Genomic DNA, 19,987 nt, shown 5'->3' with positions numbered 1-19,987 from the left:
AAACCATGACTCCTCCCCCCAGAAAAGTCTTTGACCTCCAAATACTTGAGGTCTAAAGTATCACCATGCATGGAGGCTTGACGCCATGAAGATCGTTTGCATCGGTGGAGGCCCGGCGGGCCTGTACTTCGCGCTGCTGATGAAGAAAGCCGACCCGGCGCACGACATCACGGTGATCGAGCGCAACCGCCCGTATGACACCTTCGGCTGGGGTGTGGTGTTCTCGGATCAGACGCTGGGCAACCTGCGGGCGGCGGACGAGCCGACGGCCACCGCGATCCTCGATGCCTTCAACCACTGGGACGACATCGAGGTCAACATCCGCGGCCACAAGATCCGCTCCGGGGGGCACGGCTTCTGCGGCATCGGCCGCAAGCGGCTGCTCAACATCCTGCAAGCCCGCTGCGAGGAGCTGGGCGTCGAGCTGGTGTTCGAGACGGAGGTGGCCAGCGACGAGGAGTTCCCCGACGCCGACCTCATCATCGCCTCCGACGGCCTGAACAGCCGCATCCGGCAGAAGTACGCGGCGGTGTATCAACCCGACATCGACGTGCGCCGGTGCCGCTTCGTCTGGCTGGGCACGCACAAGCTCTTCGAGGCCTTCACCTTCGCCTTCGAGGAGACCGAGTGGGGCTGGTTCCAGGCCCATGCCTACCGCTTCGACGCCGACACCTCCACCTTCATCGTCGAAACGCCCGAGGAGGTCTGGCTGAAGGCGGGGCTCGACCAAATGACCAAGGAAGAGTCGATCGCGTTCTGCGAGCAGCTCTTCGCCAAGTACCTCGACGGCCACGCCTTGATGTCGAACGCGGCGCACCTGCGCGGGTCGGCGCAGTGGATCAAGTTCCCGCGCGTGATCTGCAAGACCTGGGTGCACCACAACGGCCGTGCGCCGGTCGTGCTGATGGGCGACGCGGCGCACACGGCTCACTTTTCCATCGGCTCGGGCACCAAGCTGGCCTTCGAAGACGCGATCGAGCTGGCGCGATGCATGGAGCGGCAACGCGGCGACCTGAACGCCGCGCTGCGCGAGTACGAGGCGGTGCGCAGCGTCGAGGTGCTCAAGATCCAGAACGCCGCGCGCAACTCGACGGAGTGGTTCGAGAACGTGCGCCGCTATGTCGACCTGCCTCCGCAGCAGTTCGCCTACTCGCTGCTCACGCGCAGTCAGCGCATCAGCCACGAGAACCTGCGGCTGCGCGATCGCGGTTATGTGGAACGCTACGAGGACTGGTGGGCCGAGCGCAGCGGTGCGCAGCGGCGGCCCGGGGCGCGCCCGATCCCGCCGATGTTCACGCCCTACCAGGTGCGCGGCACGCGGCTCAAGAACCGCGTGGTCGTCTCGCCGATGGCGCAGTACTCGGCCACCGACGGCATTCCGGGCGACTTCCATCTGGTGCACCTGGGCGCGCGGGCCATGGGCGGCGCGGGCCTGGTCTTCGCCGAGATGACCTGCGTCTCGCCCGATGCGCGCATCACCCCTGGCTGCCCCGGGCTGTGGAACGACCTTCAGCGCGACGCGTGGAAGCGCATCGTCGACTTCGTGCACACCCACACCGACGCCAAGATCGGGATGCAGTTGGGCCACGCGGGCGCCAAGGGCTCGACCAACGCGCCCTGGGACGGCGACGGGGCCGACCGGCCGCTGCCGGCAGGCAACTGGCCCTTGCTCTCGGCCTCGGCCGTGCCTTACCTCGACGACGGCCCCGTGCCTCGGCCGATGACGCGGCAGGACATGGATCGCGTGAAGGCCGACTTCGTCGCCGCGGCGCGCCGGGCCGCCGAAGCGGGCTTCGACTGGCTCGAGTTGCACTGCGCTCACGGCTACCTGCTGTCGGCCTTCATCTCGCCGCTCACCAACCGGCGCACCGACGAGTACGGGGGCTCGCTGGAGAACCGGCTGCGCTACCCGCTGGAGGTCTTCCGTGCCATCCGGGCCGTGTGGCCCGAGCACCTGCCGATGTCGGTGCGCGTGTCGGCACACGACTGGGTCGAAGGCGGCATCACGCCGGACGACGCCGTCGAGATCGCTCGCGCGTTCAAGGCCGCGGGCGCCGACATGATCGATTGCTCCTCGGGCCAGGTGAGTGCCCACCAGAAGCCGGTCTACGGCCGCATGTACCAGACGCCGTTCGCCGATCGCATCCGCAACGAGGCCGGCATCCCGACGATCGCGGTGGGTGCCATCTCCGAGGCCGACCACGTCAACAGCATCATCGCGGCGGGGCGGGCGGATCTTTGCGCGATCGCACGGCCGCACCTGGCCAACCCGGCGTGGACCTTGATGGAGGCGGCCAAGATCGGCTACTTCGATCTCGATTGGCCCAAGCAGTACCGCTCCGGCAAGACGCAGCTCGAGCGCAACCTCGAGCGCGAGAAGGCCGCGGCCGCCCAAACGGCGGGGCTGTCGGCCTTGCAGCAGGCCAACCTGGCGCTGGGAGTGTGAGCGGTGGCAGCACAGGGCGCATCACTCGAGGGATTGCACGTCGTGGTGACCGGTGCCTCGCGCGGCATCGGCGCCGAGATCGCGCAGGCCCTGGCGGGCGAGGGGGCACGCGTGACGGTGATGGGGCGGTCGCTCGACGCCTTGCAAACCCTCGCGGCCGGCCTGCCCGGTGCGGGCCACGCGGCCGTCGCCTGCGACGTCACGGATGCCGACTCGGTGGCCGGCGCCTTCGAGGCCGCCCGCCGGCAGGGCGGCCCGGTGGCCGTCCTCGTCAACAACGCCGGGCAGGCGCAAAGCGCGCCGCTGGCCAAGACGTCGCTCGCGCTGTGGCAGCAGATGCTGGCCGTCAACCTGACGGGGGCCTTTCTGTGCAGCCAGGCGGCGGCACCGGACATGCTCGCCGCCCGCTGGGGGCGCATCATCAACATCGCGAGCACGGCCGGGCTCAAGGGCTATGCCTACGTGTCGGCCTACACGGCGGCCAAGCACGGCGTGGTGGGCCTGACGCGCTCGCTCGCGCTCGAGTTCGCCCGCAAGGGCGTCACCGTCAATGCCGTGTGCCCCGGCTACACCGAGACCGACATCGTGCGTGCGAGCATCGAGCGCATCGTCGCCACCACGGGGCGCACTGCCGAACAGGCGCGCGCCGAGCTGGAGGCGAGCAATCCGCAGGGGCGCCTCGTCCAGCCGCAGGAAGTGGCCGATGCGGTGCGGTGGCTGTGCCGCCGCGAGGCCCAGTCCGTCACCGGCCAAGCCATCGCGGTGTGCGGCGGGGAGGTGATGTGAGATGAGCAGCACCAAGCGCGCCTCGTCCTCGCGGCCTTCTTCCTCGCGGGCTTCTTCGGTGCGGGCGTCGCCGAGCCTGCGCGCCGTGCCAATGCTGGACGACCACAGCATCGGCCACGAAGCCCGCGCCGCCTCCGACGACCACATGGCGCTCAAGCTGTGGCTGCGCATGCTCGCATGCACACAGCAGATCGAGACCGAGATCCGCCGCCGGCTGCGTGCGCGCTTCGGCATCTCGCTCGCACGCTTCGACTACCTGGCGCAACTGCACCGGCACCCCGAGGGGCTGCGCATGAACGCGCTGTCGCGCTACTTGATGGTCACCGGCGGCAGCATCACCGGGCTCACCGACGAGCTGGAAAAAGAAGGGCTCGTCGTGCGCGAAGCGGTGCCCGACGACCGGCGCGCGTTCCTGCTCAAGCTCACGCCGCGCGGGCGCCAGACGTTCGAGGCGATGGCCGAGGAGCACGAGTCCTGGGTCATCGAGTTCTTCTCGGACTTGCGGCTGGCCGATCGCAAGACGCTGTACGAGCTCCTGGGGCATCTCAGAGCACACATGGCCGCCCGACTGCTGCCCGAAGGCGGCAGCCGCGCGGCCCCTGGAGGTTGATCGATGAACGCACACACCGCCGACACCCCGCGTGTCGATCCGGCCCTTGCGGCGGGCAACACCACCACCTGCGCGGGCTACGCCGCACGGCACTTCGGCTGGCGCGTCGAGGACCGCGTCGGCGTCGTGACGCTCGACCGGCCCGAGCGCAAGAACCCCTTGACCTTCGACTCCTATGCGGAGCTGCGCGACCTGTTCGGGCGGCTCAAGTACGCGCAGGACGTGAAGGCCGTGGTGCTCACCGGCGCCGGCGGCAACTTCTGCTCGGGCGGCGACGTGCACGAGATCATCGGCCCCCTGATCCGCCTGGAGGCGCCGGAGCTGCTCATGTTCACGCGCATGACGGGCGATCTCGTCAAAACCATGCGAGCCTGTCCGCAACCCATCGTCGCCGCGGTGGACGGCGTGTGCGCCGGGGCCGGGGCGATCCTCGCGATGGCGAGCGACCTGCGTCTGGGCACGGCCCGCAGCAAGACGGCCTTCCTCTTCAACCGCGTCGGCCTGGCCGGTTGCGACATGGGGGCCTGCGCGATCCTGCCTCGCTTGATCGGCCACGGTCGCGCCAGCGAGCTGCTCTACACCGGCCGCTCCATGAACGGGGAGGAGGGCGAGCGCTGGGGCTTTTTCAACCGCCTGTGCGAGCCCGACCGCCTGCTGGGCGAGGCACTCGCCCTGGCCGGCGAGATCGCACGGGGGCCGACCTTCGCCAACGGCATCACCAAGACCATGCTGCACCAGGAGTGGAACATGGGGATCGACCAGGCCATCGAAGCCGAGGCGCAGGCGCAGGCCATCTGCATGATGACCGAGGACTTCTCGCGCGCCTACCACGCCTTCGTCGAGAAGCGCCGCCCCGTCTTCGAAGGCAACTGAGGAGCCCGCCATGGCCTTTGCGCCCGACCGGCCGTCTGCCCGAGTGCACGATCACCTGGGCTGGCCCTTCTTCGAGGACCGCCACCGCCAACTGGCGCGCGAGCTGGACGCCTGGGCCGCGCAACACGTGCCGGCCGACCATCCGCACGACGTGGACGCCGCCTGCCGCTCGCTGGTCCGCGCGCTGGGCGACGCCGGCTGGCTCACCCATGCCGTGGGCGGGCGGGCGTACGGGGGGGCGGTCGACGTGATCGACACCCGTGCGATCTGCCTGATCCGCGAGACGCTGGCGCGCTACTCGGGCTTGGCCGACTTCGCGTTCGCGATGCAGGGGCTGGGCTCGGGCGCGATCACACTCGCAGGCACCGACGCCCAGAAGGCCCGCTGGCTGCCCCGCGTCGCGCGCGGCGAGGCGATCGCCGCGTTCGCGCTGTCCGAGCCCGACGCCGGCTCGGACGTGGCGGCGCTGGCGTGCGAGGCGCGCGAGGAGGGCGACCACGTCGTGCTCGAGGGCGAGAAGACCTGGATCTCCAACGGCGGCATCGCCGATGTCTACGTCGTGTTCGCCCGCAGCGAACCGGCCGAGGCCAAGGGCTCCAAAGGCATCTCGGCCTACGTGGTCGAGGCGGGCACACCGGGGTTCGAGATCGCCGAGCGCATCGACGTCATCGCGCCGCACCCGCTCGCCCGACTGCGCTTTCGCCACTGCCGCATTCCTGCGGCGCAGCGGCTCGGGCAGCGCGGCGAAGGCTTCAAGATCGCCATGCGCACGCTGGACGTCTTCCGCACCTCGGTCGCGGCAGCGGCCCTCGGCTTCGCCCGGCGCGCGTTGGAGGAGGCCCTGCAACGCGCGACGACACGCCGGATGTTCGGCCAGACGCTCGCGGATTTCCAGCTCACCCAGGCCCGGCTGGCCCAGATGGCCACCACCGTCGACAGCGCTGCGCTGCTCACCTATCGCGCCGCGTGGCAGCGCGACCAGGGCCGCGCTGTCACGCGCGAAGCAGCCATGGCCAAGATGGTCGCCACCGAGGGAGCGCAGCAGGTCATCGACGCGGCCGTGCAGATCTGGGGTGGCCTGGGCGTCGTCAGTGGAATTCCCGTCGAGAGCCTGTACCGCGAGATCCGTGCGCTGCGGATCTACGAGGGGGCGACCGAAGTGCAGCAGCTCATCATCGCGCGCGAGCTGCTGAAGGACGTGCGCGCGTGATCGGAGGACGGCCATGAGTCTGAGTGCCCATGTCGACACCTTTGCCCGGGACCGGCTGCCGCCGCCCGAGTTGCAGCCCGAGTTCCTCTTCGAGCTGCCGGAGCTTCAGTTTCCCGAGCGGCTCAATTGCGCCACCGAGTTGCTGGACCGGCGCGTCGAGCGCGGCGAGGGCGAACGCCTGTGCATCCAGGCTCCGGGTGGCGTGCGCTGGACGTACCGTGACCTGCAGGCCCATGCCAACCGCATCGCGCGGGTGCTGGTGGAGGACATGGGCCTCGTGCCCGGCAATCGCGTCTTGCTGCGGTCGCCCAACAACCCCATGCTCGCCGCCTGCTGGTTCGCGGTGATGAAGGCCGGCGGCATCGCCGTGGCCACGATGCCCCTGCTGCGCGCGAAGGAGCTGGTGCACATCATCGACAAGGCCGAGATCTCTCACGCGCTGGCAGACCGGACACTGGCCGACGAACTGCAGGCGGCGGCCGCGCAGTGCAAGACGCTGCGCGAGGTGCGCTACTTCAACGACCCCTCGCCCGAGGGCCTGGAGGCCGCGATGGAGCGGCACCCGGCCGCCTTCGACAACGTGGACACGGCCGCCACCGACACCTGCATGCTGGCCTTCACCTCCGGCACCACCGGCACGCCCAAGGCCACGATGCACTTCCACCGGGACGTGATGGCCGTGTGTGCCTGCTGGCCGCGCCACGTGCTCAGGGCCTCGCCGGACGACGTCTTCATCGGCAGCCCGCCGCTCGCGTTCACCTTCGGCCTGGGCGGCCTGCTCTTGTTCCCCATGAGCATCGGCGCCTCGACCGTGCTGCTGGAGAAGGCCACGCCGCCCAACCTGGTGCAGGCCATCCCCGAGTTTCGGGCGACGGTGCTCTTCACCGCGCCCACCTCGTACCGGGCCATGGCCGCGCAGGCCGCCGAGCTGCGTATCGGCGCGCCGCACGGGGGCAGCCTGCGCAAGTGCGTGTCGGCCGGGGAGGCCTTGCCCGCCGCCACCCGCCAGCTGTGGAAGCAAGCCACCGGCATCGAGATGATCGACGGCATCGGCTCGACCGAGATGCTGCACATCTTCATCTCGGCCGACGAGGCGCACGCCCGCCCGGGCGCGACCGGCACCGTGGTGCCCGGCTACCGCGCCTGCGTGATGGACGAGGAGGGCCGCCCCGTGCCGCCCGGCACGGTCGGGCGCCTGGCCGTCAAGGGCCCCACCGGGTGCCGCTACCTCGCCGACGAACGGCAGCGCCAGTACGTGAAGGACGGCTGGAACTACACCGGCGACGCCTACTACATGGACGAGGACGGGTACTTCCATTACCAGTCGCGCACCGACGACCTGATCGTCTCGGCCGGCTACAACATCGGCGCGCCGGAGGTGGAGGACGCGCTGTTGCAGCACCCTGCGGTGGCCGAATGCGGTGTCATCGGCGTGCCCGACGAGGAGCGCGGGCAGATCGTCAAGGCCTTCGTCGTGCTGCGGGCCGGCCACGAGCCCTCCGACGCGCTGGTGCGCGAGCTGCAGGACTTCGTCAAGCAGACGATCGCGCCCTACAAGTACCCCCGAGCGATCGAGTTCCGCGCGAGCCTGCCGCGGACCGAGACCGGCAAGCTGCAGCGATTCAGGCTGCGCCAGGAACAACAGGCCCGCGCCTGAAGGCAGCGGGCAGCCCGGAGGACGTCCCATGACCCTGACCGTACTTCAACCCCCTGCCTGGCCCCGTCCCAAGGGCTATGCCAACGGTGTCGCCGCGCGCGGCCGCATGATCTTCGTCGCCGGCATGATCGGCTGGGACGCCGAGGGCCGCTTTCCCTCCGACGACCTGGCGGACCAGGTGCGCCAGGCGCTGTCCAACGTGATGGAAGTGCTCGAGGAAGGCGGCGCCTCGGGCGAGCACATCGTGCGCATGACCTGGTATCTCACCGACAAGCGCGAGTACCTGGCGCGTCAGAAGGAGATCGGTCGCATCTTCCGCGATCTGGTGGGCAGCTACAACGCGGCCATGACGGCGGTCGAGGTCTCGGCGCTGATCGAAGACCGCGCGAAGGTCGAGATCGAAGTCACTGCCGTGGTGCCCGACTGACCGGGTGGCCGCCCGCGCAGGATGAGCGCCCCCGCCGCAGGGGCCAACGACAAGGCCGCCCGAGGGCGGCCTTGCTTCGAGATCGGGCGAGGCGGCTTCAGCGCAGCGCCTCGAGCGCGCGCGCGGTGATCTCGTCCACGCTGCCCAGCCCGCTGATCTTGCGGTACTTGGGTGCACTCGGGTCGCCGCTGGCCGCCCACTGAGAGTAGTAGTCCACCAAGGGGCGCGTCTGGCTGTGATAGACGGCCAGGCGCTTGCGCACCGTCTCTTCCTTGTCGTCGTCGCGCTGGATCAGCTCCTCACCCGTCACGTCGTCCTTGCCGTCGACCTTGGGCGGATTGAACTTCACGTGGTAGGTGCGACCCGAGGCGGCATGCACGCGACGGCCGCTCATGCGCTCGATGATGGCCTCGTCCGGCACATCGATCTCCAGCACGTAGTCGATCTTGACGCCGGCGGTCTTCATCGCCTCGGCCTGCGGGATGGTGCGCGGAAACCCGTCGAACAGGAACCCCTGAGCGCAGTCGGGCTGGGCAATGCGCTCCTTGACCAGACCGATGATGATGTCGTCGCTCACCAGCCCGCCTGCGTCCATGACCTTCTTGGCTTCCAGCCCGAGCGGCGTGCCGGCCTTGACCGCGGCGCGCAGCATGTCGCCCGTCGAGATCTGCGGAATCCCGAACTTCTGGCAGATGAATGCGGCCTGCGTCCCCTTACCCGCGCCCGGCGCGCCCAACAAGATCAATCGCATGGGTTCCTCTGGAAGATTGAAAGGCTGGCGGCAGGGTCGGCCGAACGTGAAGTGCGGCACGCCCCGCGTCTGGTCGACGCGAGGATAACATGCGGTCCCCGGCGCGAGGCTTACGCGCTGCGGCGCTGGCTGCCGGGCGCAGGGCGAGCCTGCAGGAGCTCTCGCACGCGCACCAGGTCCTCCGGGGTGTCGACGCCCGGACCGGGGCGCAAGTTGGTCACGTGGACCGCGATGCGCTCCCCATGCCAGAGCACGCGCAACTGCTCCAGCGACTCCGTCGCCTCCAGCGGGCTCCGGGCCAGGCTCGGGAAGCGGCGCAGGAAGCCCGCGTGGTAGCCGTAGATGCCGATGTGCCGCAGCGGGGCCGGCTGCGGCAGGCCGGTGATGCCGCCCGCGTTGCCGTCGCGCCACCACGGGATCGGCGCACGAGAGAAGTACAGCGCCCGCCCGGCCTGGTCGCACACGACCTTGACGACGTTGGGGCTGATGAATTCGGCCACGTCGTCGATGGGATGGGCGGCGGTGCTCATCACGCAGCCCAAGCACCGGTTGAGCACGTCGGCGCAGGCGTCGATGAGCGCCGGCTCGATCAGCGGCTCGTCGCCTTGCACGTTGACGACGATGTCCCCGCCGTCCAGCCCCAGTTGCTCGCACGCCTCGGCGAGCCGGTCGCTGCCGGTGGGGTGATCCCGGCGCGTCAGCAGCGCTTCGACGCCGTGGGCCCGGCAGGCGTCCACGATGCTCGCGTCGTCGGCCGCGACCACCACACGCCGCGCGCGGCTCTTGCGGGCCTGCTCGGCCACGCGCACCACCATGGGCACGCCGGCGAGGTCCGCCAGCGGCTTGTTGGGCAGTCGGGTCGAGGCGAGCCGCGCAGGGATGAGCACGGTGAAGGTCACTGGACGACCCTCCCGTCACTGCATGAGCCCCATCCGAAGGCAGGGCGGGCGCCGCCTGCGGGCCGACGGGCGGCCGCGCTCATGCGCCACCTTCCTGCGTCGCCGCGGGGCGATCGGCGCTCGCCGGGGGCGGCGCATTCAGGTCGCGCGCCTCCGACTCCAGCATCACCGGGATGCCGTCGCGCACTGGAAAGGCGAGGTGATCGGCCCGGCAGATCAGTTCGTGCGCTTCGCGGTCGTGCTCCAGCGGGCCCTTGCACACTGGGCAAACGAGCAATTCGAGCAGGCGGGTGTCCATCAATCGTGTCCTTGTCGCTTGGGGCGCGCAGCCAGGCCCTTGTCTCGCAGCAGGTCGTCCAGCGCGGCGAAGAACCGGGGGTCGGGGCGCAAGTCTAGCGCCACCACGTGCACGCGCGGGTCGGCGCAGCGGTCGAGCTTGACGGCGTCCTTTTCCGTCACGAGCACGACGTCGCCGCGCCAGTCCTGCCACGGCCAGCCGTGCGCGTAGTCGTGATGATCGGGCAGAGGCAGCTGCTCGAAGGTAAGCCCTTGTGCCTGCAACATCGAGAAGAAGCGCTGCGGGTGCGCGACGCCGGCGGCGGCCAGCACGCGCGCGCCGTGCAGCGCGGCCCAATCGACTTGGCCCTCGGGCGAGCCGCGGCGCCAGCTCGCCAGAGGCACGGGGCGTGCGAGCGTGCGCGTGGTCGGATACCCGGGGCGGGCGGTGGAAGGGGCCGGGGCGTTGTAGAGGACGAGATCGGCCTCGCGACGGGGGCTGTCGCGCAAAGGGCCGGCGGGCAGGTACCAGCCGTTGCCCGTGCCCCGCTCGTCGAAGACGAGGATCTCCACGTCGCGCGCCAGTCGCAGGTGCTGCAGTCCGTCGTCGCACACCAGCACGTCCAACTGGGGGTGCGCGGCGAGCAGGGCCCGAGCGGCCGCCACCCGATCCGCGCCCACCGCGACCGGCGCGCGGCAACGGCGCGCCATCAGCAGCGGCTCGTCGCCCACCTGGGCCGCGGGCTGGCCCGGTTCCACCAGGAGCACGCTGTCGCCCTTGCGCCCGTAGCCCCGCGAGACGATGCCCGGCGACCACCCGCGCGCTTGCAGGTGGTGGACCAGCGCGAGGGTGGTGGGGGTCTTGCCGGCGCCGCCGGCCACGACGTTGCCGACCACCAGCACCGGCACCGGCAGCCGCCGGGGGCGACGCCAGCCTGCGCGATAAGCGAGCCGCCGGGCGCCGGCAAGCGCCGCGTAGAGCGCGGCCAGCGGCAGCAGGGCGCACGCGAGCAGCCCGCGCTTTGCCCAGGCTTGCTGAAGGCGCAACTCGAGGGCCGAGCGGGCGTTCACGACGCGGGTCCGCGCGTCATGGGGCGGCGCTTCACTCGCGCGCGCCGCCCGACGTCTGCGTGGCGAACGTCAGCTGCGCCAGCCCCGCGCGGCGAGCCGCGTCCATCACGTTGATGACGCTCTGGTGCGCGGCCATCGCGTCGGCGGAGACCACCACCACCGGGTCGCGCCGTTCGGCGGCCGCCGAACGCAGCGCGGCCTGCAGCGCTTCGACGCTGCGGCCGTCCACCGGGCGCTTGTCCACCGCGTAGCGCCCGTCCGCCGACACGGCCACGACGATCTCGCGCGGGTAGTCGCGGGCGCGCTCGGCGTCGGCCACCGGCAGGTTCACCTGCAGCTCGGTGAACTTCGAGTAGGTCGTCGAAAGCATCAGGAAGATGAGGATCACCAGCAGCACATCGATGAACGGGATCAGGTTGATCTCCGGTTCCTCGGTGCGGCGGTGCTTGAATTGGAGGGCCATCGTGCGGCTCTTCAAGGCGTGGACGGCGCGGCTCTCAGCGCGCGGCAGTGAAGCGCATCAGGTGGGGCACCAGCCGCTCCGCGGCTTGTTCGATGTCGAGGATGTACTCGTCGACCTTGCCCCGGAAGTAGCGGTAGAAGATGAGCGCGGGGATCGCGACGATGAGACCGAAGGCCGTGTTGTAGAGCGCCACCGAGATCCCGTGGGCCAACTGTTGCGGATTGCCGCCGGTGGCGCCGCCTTGCGAGCCGAAGATCTCGATCATGCCGATCACGGTGCCCAGCAGGCCGAGCAACGGAGCCGCCGCCGCGATCGTGCCCAGTGCGTTCAGGTAGCGCTCCAGGTGATGCACGGCGACGCGGCCGGCCGTCTCGAGCGCGTTGCGCAGGTTCTCTTCGGTGATGCGCGGCTCGTTGATGACCGCGCGCAGCCCGCTGGCCAGCACCCGCCCCAGGACCGAATTGTCGGCGAGCTTGTTGACCACGTCGGGCGCGGGCAAGCTGCTGCGGGTCACGGAGATCACCTCGTCGAGCAGCTTCGGTGGTGCCACCCGCAACTCCCGCAGGCTCGAAAAGCGCTCGATGATCAGCGCCAGGGCCAGGATGGAACACAGGATCAGCGGCCAGATGGGCCAGCCGGCGGCTTGTATGATCGACAGCACTCGCTCCCCTCTCACTGGAACGCAGAAGTGGCCGCGATTATGTCCCCGAAGCTTCGGCATGGCCGCGTCCGGCGCGGCCTTGTGCCGTGCGATCGCCCGATGGCGTGACCGAATCCCCAGACGACATCCACGGTTGCTGTGGATAACTTTGTGGGAAAGCTGCGGTCGAGGGGCCGCAAGCCGCGACAACTCGGGGCTTTGAACAATTTGCTGCATTCCTGAGCACCGAAAAACCGTTACAGATCAACAACTTGAACGAATCTGACAGGCTTGTGACAGACGATCCTGCCGATCTGCGTGCTGGCGCCGCAGTTGTGGAGTTCTGCACCGCGCAACGAGAGGGCCGAGCGCATGGATGAGGCGCCGACCCCGGGATGGCGCGCCCCCGCCGTCGGCTTGCGCGGCTCAGCCTCCGGGCCCGTGTGGACGGTGGCGGCGCTGCTGCACGCCGTGGGCGATGCGTTGCAGGCCCGGTTCGCGAACGTCGTCGTGCAAGGGGAGCTGTCCTCCTTCAGCCGCGCGCCGAGCGGGCACTGCTACTTCGCCCTGAAGGACGACCGTGCGGTGGAGCCCGCGCTGTTGCGGGGCGCGATGTTCCGCCGCGCCGCAGCCCTGCTCGACTTCGTCCCGCGCGAGGGGCTGCTGGTGGAGGTGCGCGGGCGGTTGTCGGTGTACGACGCCCGCGGCGACCTGCAACTCGTCGCGGAGTCGATGAAGCCTGCGGGCCAGGGCGCGCTGTTCGAGCAATTCCTGCGCCTGAAGGCGCGCCTCGAGGCCGAGGGCCTGTTCGACCCTGCGCGCAAGCGGCCGATCCCTCGCTTCCCGCGGGCGGTGGGCGTCGTGACCTCGCTGCGCGCGGCGGCGCTGCGCGATGTGCTGACGGCGCTGCGCCGTCGGGCTCCCCACGTCTCGGTGGTGCTCTACCCGACCGCAGTGCAGGGGGCGCAAGCGCCGTCGGAGATCGAGGCCGCTTTGCGGCGCGCGGCCGAGCGGCGCGAGGTGGACACGCTCATCCTCTGCCGCGGTGGCGGGTCGCTGGAGGACCTCTGGGCCTTCAACGACGAACGCGTCGCCCGCGCCGTGGTCGCCTCCGCGATCCCCGTGATCTGCGGCGTGGGGCACGAGACGGACTTCACCATCGCCGACTTCGCGGCCGACCTGCGTGCTCCTACTCCGACGGCCGCGGCGGAGCTCGCCGCACCCCAATGCGCCGACTGCGAGGAGGCGCTCGCCGTCTTCGCGCGGCGGATGCACCGCGCCGTGCAGCGGCGGCTGGAGTCGCAAGCGCAAAGCCTCGACCATGCCGCCTTGCGGCTCGCGCGCCCGGCGCAGGTCGTGGGGCGGATGCGCCGCAGCCTCGAGGTGCTCGAGCATCGTCTGACGGCGGCGCCCAGGCAGCGGCTCGCGAGTGCCGGCGAGCGGCAGCGGCACCTGGCGGTGCGGCTCTCACGGGGCGTGCAGGTGCGGCAGCAGGCGCACCTCGCGCGGCTCGAAAGCCTCGCAGCTCGGCTGGAAAGCGCCAATCCGCGCGCCATCCTCCAGCGGGGCTATGCCTATCTGACCGACGCCTCGGGGCGGACCGTGGTCAGCGTGCGGCAGGTCGAGGCGGGAGACAGGGTGCGGGCCGAACTGGCCGATGGGGCGCTCGACGCCAGCGTCCTCGCCCGCCGGGAGACCGGCGAGGGCGGTGCGGCTCGCGGCCCCGGGGCCCACGCATCATGGGACGACGCATCCCGGGGCGACGCGCCGTGACGGCGTTCACGACTGTCGGCAGGGTCTTCGGCGCTGTGCCTACAATCGCCCGGTTCGGATCCTCATGATCCCCTCAGCGAAGAAAGGAACCAGGAGATGGAACACACGCTGCCGCCGCTGCCGTATCCCCACGATGCGCTGCAGCCCCACATGAGCCGCGAGACGCTCGAGTACCACCACGACAAGCACCACAATGCTTACGTCGTGAACCTGAACAACCTGATCAAGGGCACCGAGTTCGAGAACATGGGCCTGGAGGACATCATCAAGAAGTCCTCCGGCGGGATCTACAACAACGCCGCCCAGGTCTGGAACCACACCTTCTTCTGGAACTGCATGAAGCCGGGCGGTGGCGGCGAGCCCAAGGGCGCGCTGGCCGAGGCCATCAACAAGAAGTGGGGCTCCTACGCCGCCTTCAAGGAGGCCTTCACCAAGAGCGCCGTCGGCAACTTCGGCTCGGGCTGGACCTGGCTGGTCAAGAAGGCGGATGGCTCCGTGGACGTCGTCAACATGGGCGCTGCCGGCACCCCGCTGACCACCGGCGACACGCCGCTGATGACGATCGACGTGTGGGAGCACGCCTACTACATCGACTACCGCAACCTGCGTCCCAAGTTCGTCGAGACCTTCCTCGACAACCTGGTCAACTGGGACTTCGCCGAGAAGAATTTCGCGGCCTGATCCCGGTGGCGCTCCCACCCGCCGCGTGCTCGGGAGCCCCTGCCAAAGCCGGCCTTCGTGCCGGCTTTTTCCTTGTGGCGACTACGGACCCGGCCCCACGCGCATCCCGGCACAATACGTGTTTCACGCTATCCCTACGGTGGGCACCGCATGCGCATCCTGTTGGTGGAAGACGACCCCGCGCTCAGCTTCGGCATCGCCCGGGCCCTGCAGCGCGAAGGCTGGCTCGTCGATACGCTGTCCGACGGCGCCGCTGCCACGGTCGAAGGCTTGATCGACCAGTACGATCTGGCGGTGCTGGACCTGGGGCTGCCGCGCCGCGACGGCATGGAGGTGCTGCGCACCTGGCGCAGCCGCGGCGCGAAGCTGCCCGTGCTGATCCTCACCGCGCGCGACGAGCTCAGCGACCGGGTGCAGGGCCTGGACAACGGGGCCGACGACTACGTGGTCAAGCCCTTCGACTTGCCCGAACTGGTGGCGCGCCTGCGGGCCCTCCAGCGCCGCGCGGCCGGGCGCGCCGACGAGCGCATCGTGCTCGGCGACCTGGAGCTCGACACCCGCCATCGGGAACTGCGCTGGCGTGGCGAGCGCGTGCACTTGAGCCCGCGTGAGCAGGCGCTGACCGAACTGCTCATGGCCCGTGCCGGGCGGGTGGTGCCCAAGGACCACATCGTCTCGACGCTTTCGAGCTGGGAGACCGACTTCAGCGAGAACTCGGTGGAGGTCTACGTCCACCGGCTGCGCAAGCGCTTCGCCGACCTGGGCGTGACGATCAAGACGGTGCGCGGGTTCGGCTACTTGATGGAACTGGCCGAACCGCCGTCGAAGTGACCCCGAGCCTTCGCTCGCAGCTGCTCGGCCCGCTCATGTGGGCCTGGCTGCTGGGAGCCGTGCTTGCCGTGGTGGGGGCCTTCGAGCTGGCCCGCTACGCCGGCAACGCCGCCTACGACCGCACCTTGCAGGACGAAGCCGGCGCGATCGCGACCCAGATCAACTGGACCGACCGGGGCCCGCTGCTCGAGCTCAGCACGCAGGCCCAACAGCTCCTGGCCCGCCACAGCTCGGACCGCAATGCCTACATGGTCGCAGACGGCGAGGGGCGCATCCTCTCGGGCGTGGGAGACCTGCCGCTGCCCGGGCCCCGGGACATCGACGAGAGCTTCGAGCGCCCGGTCGTGTTCGATGCGACCTATCTCGGCGAGCCGGTGCGCGGGGCGATGTACTCCATCCGCTCGCCCATGCTCGACCAGCATGTCAGCATCGTCGTGGTGGAGACGCGCCGCAAGCGCGGCGAACTGATCCAGGACGTCCTGCTGGCGATCCTGGTGCCCACGCTGGTCCTGGGCGTGGCCACCTTCTTGCTGCTGGCGTGGGGCATACGCCGGGGCTTGGCGCCGCTGCACCGGGTGGCGGCCGAGGTGGAGCGCCGCGATGCGCAGGACCTGCGCCCGCTGCCGCTCGAAGGCGTGCCGGCCGAGGTCGTGCCGCTGATCGAGCGCATCAATGCCCTGCTGGCAAAGGTCTCGCGCTCGGTCGATGTGCAGCGCCGTTTCGTGGCCGACGCCGCTCACCAGCTGCGCACCCCGGTGGCAGGCATCCGGGTGCTCGCGCAGCAACTCCAGCAGGAACTGCCGTCCGACCCGGCGGCGGTGCAATCACTGCTGCACGTGATGGTGGGCTCGACCGAGCGGATGTCCCGACTGGTCGCGCAACTGCTCAATCTCGTGCGCTCCGAGGCGGCCCGCCAGGGAGCCGAAGGTCGGATGCTCGAGCCGGTGGACGTGCTGCCGATCATCCGCGAATCGGCCGAGCCCCTCGTGCTGCAAGCCACCCGCGAAGGCAAGCAGGTCGAACTCGACGCGCCGGCGGGCCCCTGCTGGGCGCGTGCTCACCCCGTGTGGCTCGGCGAGGTCGTCTCCAACCTGCTCGACAATGCGCTGCGCCACGGCGGGCCCCACATCGAGGTGAAGGTCATCCCGCAGGGCGATTGCCTCGAGATCCAGGTCTGGGACGACGGCGCCGGCATCTCGCCCGCTCACCGCGCGGCCGTCTTCGAGCCGTTCGCCCGCGGCGATCGGGCTGACACTCGCTCCAGCGAAGGCAGCGGCCTCGGGCTGGCGATCGTCAAGGAGGCGGTGCAAGGGATGGGGGGCCAGGTCCGGTTGGCGAGCCGCCCCGAAGTGGCCGGCACCTGCTTCACCGTGGTGTTGCAGACTTGAGCGCCGCCGCGCCCGCCTTCAGCGATTGCCGAAGGGCTCGCCCTTGATCTTGGCACCCGGCTTGAGACCGCGCTTGGCGAACCACCCCTGGTTCATCTCGAGCGCGAACCGCACGGGCTCGGCCGAGCAGTGCGAGTCCAGCGTCTGCGGCTTCATGTCGGCGATGTTCACGATGGTGCCGTCGTCGCGCAGGAAGGCGATCGACAAGGGAATCAGCGTGTTCTTCATCCAGAAGCACTGCTGTGCGGGCAACTCGAACACGAACAACATTGCGTCGTTGGGTGCCAGCTCTTTGCGAAACATCAAGCCGGTCTGCCGTTGCTCGGGTGTGCGAGCCACCTCGGCCCGGATCACGTGGATGCCCGCCTGCAGCGCAACGCTGGGCAACTGCTGCGGCTGCCCCTGAGCCAAGGAGGTCGCAGGGAAGAACAGTGCGAAGGACGCTGCGATCAGCCCCCCGAACCCCGGTACGGCCGAGCGGCGCAAGGCACCGAAAGCGGTCCGTGAACTTGTGCACGAAAAGCGCAGAGGGCGATGTGAGGCGGTCTTGATGTGCGTCATATCGGGATGAGAGGTCGGCACGTACAGTGGGTCGTCCTGCACCGATGGCCGCACGAGCGGCGCCGGCCCCTGCAGGCCCGCACCGCATGGCCTCGCTCTCGAACGACCTCCGTCCATTGTCGCCCATCGCGTCCGCGCCTGCCGTGGCGGGCGCACCGGGTGCCTGCGCCTGGGACGACGAGGAGGAACTGGCCCGCTACACGCGCTTCTTCGATCGCGAGGGCGAGCGCGTGGCCGAATCGTCATTCGTGATCGAAGGGATGTACTGCGCCGCCTGCTCCGTGACGATCGAGCAGGCTTTGCGCGCGCTGCCCGGGGTGGACGACGCCGACGTGAACCCGGCCACGCGCCGTGCTCGTGTGCGGTGGCGCCCCGCGCGGGTCAAGGCCTCGGCCCTCGTCCATGCGGTCGACAGGGCCGGATACCGCGCCTACCCCGCATACGCGCTGCAGGCCGAGCAGGGCCGAGACCTCGAGCGCCGCCTGTCGCTGTGGCGCGTGTTCGTCGCGGGCTTCTGCATGATGCAGGTGATGATGTACGCGGTGCCGGTCTACGTGGCCGGCCCCGGTGACATGACCGAGGACGTGCGGCGCCTGCTCAACTGGGCGAGCTGGATTCTCAGCATCCCGGTCGTGCTTTTCGCTGCCGGCCCCTTCCTCAAGGCGGCCTGGGTCGATCTGCGTCATCGGCGCATCGGCATGGACGTGCCGGTCGCGCTCGGCATCCTGGTCGCCTTCGTCGCGAGCACGGGGGCCGCGTTCGACCCCGGCGGGATCTTCGGCGAGGACGTGTATTTCGACTCGCTGACGATGTTCGTCTTCTTCCTGCTGTGCGGGCGGCACCTGGAACTGCGAGCCCGCGAGGCCACGGCCGGGGCGCTCGAAGCCCTGATGCACCGCCTGCCGCAGACCGTGGAGCGTCTGCGCGAGGACGGAAGCGGCGAGGAGGTGCCCGTGCACCGGCTGCGCACCGGGGACCGCGTGCGCGTGCGGGCGGGTCAGGCCTTCCCGGGCGATGGCACGGTGATCGAAGGCACCGCCCAGGTGGACGAGGCGCTGCTGACCGGCGAGTCGCACCCGGTGTTGCGCCGCCCGGGCGACCCGGTGGTCGCGGGCAGCATCAGCTTGTCCAGCGCCGTCGTCATGCGTGTCGAACGCACCGGCGAGGCGACCCGCTACGCGCAGATCGTGCAGCTGATGGAGAAGGCGGCCGCCGAACGTCCCTCGCTCGCACGCCTGGCCGATCGCATCGCCGCGCCGTTCCTGTGGGCCGTGCTCGCCATCGCCTTCGGCGGCGCCTTGGCGTGGGGCTTCATCGACCCCAGCCGCAGCGTTTGGGTGGCGGTGGCGGTGCTCATCGTCACCTGCCCGTGCGCGCTGTCGCTGGCCACGCCGGCCGCGGTGCTCGCGGCTGCCGCGGCGCTGGCCCGCCGTGGCGTGCTGGTGCAGCGCCTGGGCGCGCTGGAGACGTTGGCTGCCGGGGACGTCTTCGTCTTCGACAAGACCGGCACACTGACGCAGGACCGGCTGACGCTGCGCGAGGTGACCACGTTCACACCCATCGCCCAGCACGAAGTGCTCGCCCATGCGGCCGCGCTCGCGCAGGTTTCGCTGCATCCCGTGTCGCGGGCTCTTGCCGCGAGCGCCCCGTCCTCACCGGTGTCGATGACCGAGGTGCACGAGCACGTGGGGCAGGGCGTCGAAGGGCGCGATGCCCAGGGCCGACGTTGGCGCCTCGGGTCCGCCTCGTTCGCAGGGGCCGAGGCTTGGCCCCAGGGAGAAGGGCCGCGAGCCTGGATCAGCGTCGAGGGCCGCGTCCTGGCGCGTCTGGACTTCGAGGAGACGCTGCGCGAGGAAGGCGCGGCCGTGGTCTCGCAGCTGCGTCGCGCCGGAGTCGAGGTGTGGCTGCTCTCGGGCGATCGCGCCGAGGCGGCGCGCCGTGTCGCGGCATCGCTCGGGGTGGATCGGATCGAAGCGCAAGCCACGCCCCAGAGCAAGCTGCAGTTCGTCGAGCGGCTGCAGGCGCAGGGCCATCGCGTCGTGATGGTCGGCGACGGGCTCAACGACGCGCCGGTGCTGGCGCGGGCGGACGTCTCGGTGGCCATGGGGCAGGGGGCCGACCTGGCCCGCATGCAAGGCGATCTCGTCCTGCTCGGCAACCGTTTGGCGGCGGTGGTCGAGGCGCGCGTGCTGGCGCGGCGCATGGTCTCGGTGATCCGACAGAACCTGGCCTGGGCCGCCGGCTACAACGCGGTGAGCATCCCGCTCGCGCTGGTGGGGTGGCTGCCTCCGTGGGTGGCCGGCCTCGGGATGGCCGCGAGTTCGTTGCTCGTCGTCCTCAACGCCTGGCGACTCAATCGTCAGGCATCCCCTGCATCTGCACGAGCCCTTCCGCATGCGGCGGTGGCCGTGGAGGCGTAAGCCATGGACGTGCTGTTCCTCCTCGTGCCGCTGTCGGTGGTGCTGGTGCTGCTGATCATCGCGCTTTTCGCATGGGCCTTGTTCGGCGGCCAATTCGACAACGTCGAACGAGAGGGGGAGCGCATTCTCTGGGACGAAGACGGCCCAGACAGGGGATCGGTTGACGCCGATCAAGGTCGCGGGAAACCCTCTCGCGAACAATGACTTCAGACTTTTCCAAGAGA

19 protein-coding genes and 1 pseudogene are annotated in these 19,987 nt (G+C 70.1%); 13 read left to right on the top strand and 7 right to left on the bottom strand.

The window, feature by feature from the left end; genetic code table 11:
• Positions 1-85: 85 nt before the first annotated feature.
• From OMP39_RS09300 to OMP39_RS09270, 7 genes are read left to right on the top strand one after another with little or no spacing between them, the layout of a single operon-like run.
• Entirely contained in the window at positions 86-2,446 is a 2,361-nt protein-coding gene (locus OMP39_RS09300) for a bifunctional salicylyl-CoA 5-hydroxylase/oxidoreductase (protein ID WP_264891458.1), read from the top strand.
• Between the two features lie 3 nt (positions 2,447-2,449).
• Positions 2,450-3,232, top strand: a complete 783-nt coding sequence (locus OMP39_RS09295) for an SDR family NAD(P)-dependent oxidoreductase (protein ID WP_264891457.1) — start codon at positions 2,450-2,452, stop codon at positions 3,230-3,232.
• A gap of 1 nt (position 3,233) precedes the next feature.
• On the top strand, positions 3,234-3,842 hold the full coding sequence (locus tag OMP39_RS09290) for a MarR family winged helix-turn-helix transcriptional regulator (protein WP_425340620.1): 609 nt from the start codon (positions 3,234-3,236) through the stop codon (positions 3,840-3,842).
• A 3-nt stretch (positions 3,843-3,845) separates the two neighbouring features.
• Positions 3,846-4,715, top strand: a complete 870-nt coding sequence (locus tag OMP39_RS09285; protein WP_264891456.1) for an enoyl-CoA hydratase family protein — start codon at positions 3,846-3,848, stop codon at positions 4,713-4,715.
• Positions 4,716-4,725: 10 nt separating this feature from the next.
• On the top strand, positions 4,726-5,925 hold the full coding sequence (locus OMP39_RS09280; RefSeq protein ID WP_264891455.1) for an acyl-CoA dehydrogenase family protein: 1,200 nt from the start codon (positions 4,726-4,728) through the stop codon (positions 5,923-5,925).
• A 13-nt stretch (positions 5,926-5,938) separates the two neighbouring features.
• On the top strand, positions 5,939-7,582 hold the full coding sequence (locus OMP39_RS09275; protein ID WP_264891454.1) for an AMP-binding protein: 1,644 nt from the start codon (positions 5,939-5,941) through the stop codon (positions 7,580-7,582).
• A gap of 34 nt (positions 7,583-7,616) precedes the next feature.
• Entirely contained in the window at positions 7,617-8,009 is a 393-nt protein-coding gene (locus OMP39_RS09270; RefSeq protein WP_264894512.1) for a RidA family protein, read from the top strand.
• Between the two features lie 97 nt (positions 8,010-8,106).
• Here OMP39_RS09270 and adk read toward each other — a convergent pair whose 3' ends face one another.
• The 6 genes from adk to OMP39_RS09240 form a co-directional block, all read right to left on the bottom strand.
• On the bottom strand, positions 8,107-8,760 hold the full coding sequence (adk, locus tag OMP39_RS09265; protein WP_264891453.1) for an adenylate kinase: 654 nt from the start codon (positions 8,758-8,760) through the stop codon (positions 8,107-8,109).
• A 110-nt stretch (positions 8,761-8,870) separates the two neighbouring features.
• Positions 8,871-9,659, bottom strand: a complete 789-nt coding sequence (gene kdsB, locus OMP39_RS09260; protein ID WP_264891452.1) for a 3-deoxy-manno-octulosonate cytidylyltransferase — start codon at positions 9,657-9,659, stop codon at positions 8,871-8,873.
• Positions 9,660-9,738: 79 nt separating this feature from the next.
• Positions 9,739-9,957: a Trm112 family protein gene (locus tag OMP39_RS09255; RefSeq protein WP_264891451.1), complete on the bottom strand. Its 219-nt coding sequence runs from the start codon at positions 9,955-9,957 to the stop codon at positions 9,739-9,741.
• A complete protein-coding gene (gene lpxK / locus OMP39_RS09250; RefSeq protein WP_264891450.1) occupies positions 9,957-11,006 on the bottom strand; it encodes a tetraacyldisaccharide 4'-kinase in 1,050 nt (349 codons plus the stop codon). Before lpxK ends, OMP39_RS09255 begins: the two co-directional genes overlap by 1 nt.
• Before the next feature lie 31 nt (positions 11,007-11,037).
• On the bottom strand, positions 11,038-11,469 hold the full coding sequence (locus tag OMP39_RS09245; protein ID WP_264891449.1) for an ExbD/TolR family protein: 432 nt from the start codon (positions 11,467-11,469) through the stop codon (positions 11,038-11,040).
• 34 nt (positions 11,470-11,503) lie between these two features.
• Positions 11,504-12,130, bottom strand: a complete 627-nt coding sequence (locus tag OMP39_RS09240) for a MotA/TolQ/ExbB proton channel family protein (RefSeq protein WP_264891448.1) — start codon at positions 12,128-12,130, stop codon at positions 11,504-11,506.
• Positions 12,131-12,481: 351 nt separating this feature from the next.
• On the opposite strand from OMP39_RS09240, the gene xseA reads away from it, so the two are divergent.
• From xseA to OMP39_RS09220, 4 genes are all read left to right on the top strand, one after another.
• Positions 12,482-13,882, top strand: coding sequence for an exodeoxyribonuclease VII large subunit (xseA, locus tag OMP39_RS09235; RefSeq protein WP_264891447.1), 1,401 nt, complete (start codon positions 12,482-12,484; stop codon positions 13,880-13,882).
• A gap of 96 nt (positions 13,883-13,978) precedes the next feature.
• Positions 13,979-14,563, top strand: coding sequence for a superoxide dismutase (locus OMP39_RS09230; RefSeq protein ID WP_264891446.1), 585 nt, complete (start codon positions 13,979-13,981; stop codon positions 14,561-14,563).
• Between the two features lie 150 nt (positions 14,564-14,713).
• Positions 14,714-15,394, top strand: coding sequence for a response regulator (locus tag OMP39_RS09225; protein ID WP_264891445.1), 681 nt, complete (start codon positions 14,714-14,716; stop codon positions 15,392-15,394).
• On the top strand, positions 15,391-16,782 hold the full coding sequence (locus OMP39_RS09220) for a sensor histidine kinase (RefSeq protein WP_264891444.1): 1,392 nt from the start codon (positions 15,391-15,393) through the stop codon (positions 16,780-16,782). The genes OMP39_RS09225 and OMP39_RS09220 overlap by 4 nt, the downstream gene beginning before the upstream one ends.
• An 18-nt stretch (positions 16,783-16,800) precedes the next feature.
• Here the strand turns inward: OMP39_RS09220 and OMP39_RS09215 are convergent, their stop codons facing one another.
• The gene (locus OMP39_RS09215; RefSeq protein ID WP_425340619.1) at positions 16,801-17,343 is read right to left on the bottom strand and encodes a DUF192 domain-containing protein; all 543 of its coding nucleotides are present in this window, start codon (positions 17,341-17,343) and stop codon (positions 16,801-16,803) included.
• Between the two features lie 86 nt (positions 17,344-17,429).
• On the opposite strand from OMP39_RS09215, the gene OMP39_RS09210 reads away from it, so the two are divergent.
• Together OMP39_RS09210 and ccoS are read left to right on the top strand one after the other, a co-directional pair.
• Positions 17,430-19,763, top strand: coding sequence for a heavy metal translocating P-type ATPase (locus OMP39_RS09210; protein WP_264891443.1), 2,334 nt, complete (start codon positions 17,430-17,432; stop codon positions 19,761-19,763).
• A 3-nt stretch (positions 19,764-19,766) separates the two neighbouring features.
• Positions 19,767-19,898, top strand: a pseudogene (gene ccoS, locus OMP39_RS09205) (cbb3-type cytochrome oxidase assembly protein CcoS); the annotation flags it as partial.
• Positions 19,899-19,987: the final 89 nt, after the last annotated feature.

Origin of the sequence: Schlegelella aquatica, from assembly GCF_026013905.1 — a bacterium.
Taxonomy (GTDB): domain Bacteria; phylum Pseudomonadota; class Gammaproteobacteria; order Burkholderiales; family Burkholderiaceae_C; genus Caldimonas; species Caldimonas aquatica.
Note: the sequence above shows the minus strand (reverse complement) of the source record. Positions and strands in the feature narration are given on the sequence as shown.